At 69.7% G+C, this 459-nt stretch carries 1 protein-coding gene; it reads right to left on the bottom strand.

Annotation, left to right across the window (positions count from 1 at the left end; translation table 11 throughout):
- On the bottom strand, positions 1-459 hold a 459-nt coding region (locus tag KEC57_RS19035), incomplete at both ends, for a fibronectin type III domain-containing protein (protein WP_267492965.1).

The following is a 459-nucleotide window of genomic DNA, read 5'->3' as shown; positions in this document are numbered from 1 at the left end:
GTGGGGGTTGTGGTGGGGGTGGGGGTGGCTGTCGGGGTGGTTCCGACGGGGGTGGCGAACACGGACGCGGTGTAGGCGGATGCGCCGTTGGCGTTGACCGCGCGGACCTTGAACCAGTACTCGCTACCGGTGGTGAGGCCGGTGACGGGCTGTGTGGTTGCGGTGGTGGTGACGTACTTGACCGAGCCGGCCACGGTGGGACGGTAGGCGATCTCGTACTTCGTGGCACCCGAGACCGCGGTCCACGACACCGCGACCGAGGTCGACGATGCCGAAGCAGCCGTCACCCCGCCCGGAAGGCCCGGGACGTTGGTCGGGTTCGTCGGCGTCGGTGTCGCTGTCGGGGTGGTTCCGACGGGGGTGGCGAACACGGACGCGGTGTAGGCGGATGCGCCGTTGGCGTTGACCGCGCGGACCTTGAACCAGTACTCGCTACCGGTGGTGAGGCCGGTGACGGGC

The organism is Microbacterium allomyrinae, from assembly GCF_020682705.1.
In the GTDB taxonomy this organism is placed as follows: Bacteria; Actinomycetota; Actinomycetes; order Actinomycetales; family Microbacteriaceae; genus Microbacterium; species Microbacterium allomyrinae.
The sequence above is the reverse complement of the archived record's forward strand: the minus strand, read 5'-3'. Positions and strand labels throughout refer to the sequence as shown.